The organism is Anaeromicropila populeti (genome assembly GCF_900112775.1).
In the GTDB taxonomy this organism is placed as follows: domain Bacteria; phylum Bacillota; class Clostridia; order Lachnospirales; family Lachnospiraceae; genus Anaeromicropila_A; species Anaeromicropila_A populeti.
Map to the genome: position 1 here is coordinate 1 of NZ_FOYZ01000014.1, position 2,256 is coordinate 2,256.

Consider the following 2,256-nt stretch of genomic DNA (forward strand, 5'->3'; position numbering starts at 1 on the left):
TGTAGTTTTGAAGGTATAGGAAAGAGGCAGCCGAAAGGCTGTTTTTTTGTGTGTCAGGAAAGTTTTATTTTTTTAAACTAGTAGTTTATGAACCTATTACATAAAAACGCTCCGCGAGGATGCGCACTTGTGGGGTATGTTTAGATGTATTTTGAAAATCTATGTTTGAATACAGTATTTGTATGATTTTAATTATATTTAGTTAAAAACACAATAAAAATGATTCTTTAAATTAAGTAAAAATCATTTTATTTCTAGATAAAATCATCCTTAATTTTAGCCAACATAATACGTAATAAAAAAGTATATGATAAGCAGAGGCAATTGTATAAATAGCTAAGAAATGGTATTATGAAAGAGTCATGAAATGAGAAAAGCATTATAGGTATGAATGAATTCATGAAATATTAAAGAAAAGGAAGTGGGGCAATTGAAGAATTTTAAAAGATGTATAGTGCTGGCTTTATGTTTTGCACTAACAGTAACCATGTTTCCAAGCCTTTCATCAAGCCAAAAGGTAAAAGCGGAAACAACAACTACGAAAACCAAATCCCAGCTTTATGTTGACGCAATGGGAAATGGATGGAATTTAGGAAATTCATTTGACGGATTTAATTCTGATTATTCACAAGATACAGGTGAAACATCATGGGGAAATCCAGTAGTAACAAGAGAACTTCTTCATAAAATTAGGACAGAGGGATTTGAGAGCATTCGTATTCCATTTACTGTAATGGGACGTTGTGATGCTACAAATAACTATAAGATTGATGAAGATTTCTTTAACAGATATGTTCAAGTAGTTAACTGGGCATTAGATGAAGGCTTTTATGTAATGGTTAATCTTCATCACGATTCCTGGAACTGGATGAAAAACTGGCAGATGAATGAGTATTCACCAGTTTACAAAGAATATGTAAGTATCTGGACACAATTAACAGAAGCATTTAAAGATTGCGATGATCATTTGATGTTTGAATCAATTAATGAACCACAGTTTAACGATGCATCTATGAGCTGGGGAATTGCAACTGGTGCAAAGCATACAAATGAAATCAGTAAAACGCTTTATGATATTTGTAGAAATTCTGGCGGTAATAATGCAACTAGAATGTTAGTATTCCCTACATACACAACAAATGATTGTCAAGAATGCTGTGATGGATTATATAATTTTATTAAAGAGTTAAATGATGAAAACATCATTGCTACATTCCACTACTATAGCCAATGGGTATATAGTGCAAATTTAGGTAAAACAAGATTTGATGAAGTATTGTGGCAGACAAATGGGGTAGACATTACTCCTAAGAATTCTTTAGAAGAATCATTTGACCGTGTCTACAATACATTTACAAAGAATGGTATTGGTGTTGTTTGTGGCGAATATGGTTTATTAGGATTTGATAAATCTGACTATGGTTTACAGAACGGTGAGACATTAAAATATATTGAATACATAAACAACTATGCAAGAGAAAGAGACATTTGCTTAATGCTTTGGGATAATGGTCAGCATATGAACCGTACACAGCTTCAGTGGAACAATCCAAGCTTTGGTAGTATGATTGAAGCAAGCATGACAGAACGTTCTTCCTATTCGACTGGTCTTGATAGTATTTATGTAAATGATAATACAAAATTAAGTGATGTAGCTATTCCATTAACATTAAACGGTAATGAATTTAAAGGTATTTACTATGGCTGTGTTCAATTAGTTGAAGGAACTGATTATACATATGCAAATGATACAGTTACATTAAAGGGCAGCTTAATCAATAATCTGATTTCTGGAGAGTATGGATTAAAGGCTACGTTAACAATGAAATTTAGTGCAGGAGCTGATTGGACACAGAAGATTTATTATTATAATACTCCTGTTCTAGAGGCTTATACAGGAACAACAGATGCATTCAAAATCCCAGTAGATTTTAATGGTACAATTCTTGAAAAAGCATCTTCACAGACAAGTTCATTCGCATATGCTTCAAACAATACATGGTGGCCATATTTAGAGTATGACTATGAAGTTACAGCTGATTATACTGCAAGCACAATCAATATGTTGCCTAAATATTTTAGTGCTGTTTCTGATGGAACATATAATTTAATTTTTACTTTCTATGATGGAACAGTAGTAACATATCAAATTGTTAAGAGCAGTGGTACTGTTACTGGACAAACTACAAAAGTAGAATCTTCTGTTGGAGAAGCACCAGTGGTAACACCAACACCAGTAGTAACACCAACACCAGT

At 32.8% G+C, this 2,256-nt stretch carries 1 protein-coding gene; it reads left to right on the forward strand.

Annotated elements, in window-relative coordinates; genetic code table 11:
• Positions 1–430: 430 nt before the first annotated feature.
• Positions 431–2,256, forward strand: a 1,826-nt coding sequence (locus BM305_RS15150; RefSeq protein WP_207649502.1) for a cellulase family glycosylhydrolase, incomplete at its 3' end; no start/stop codon positions are given.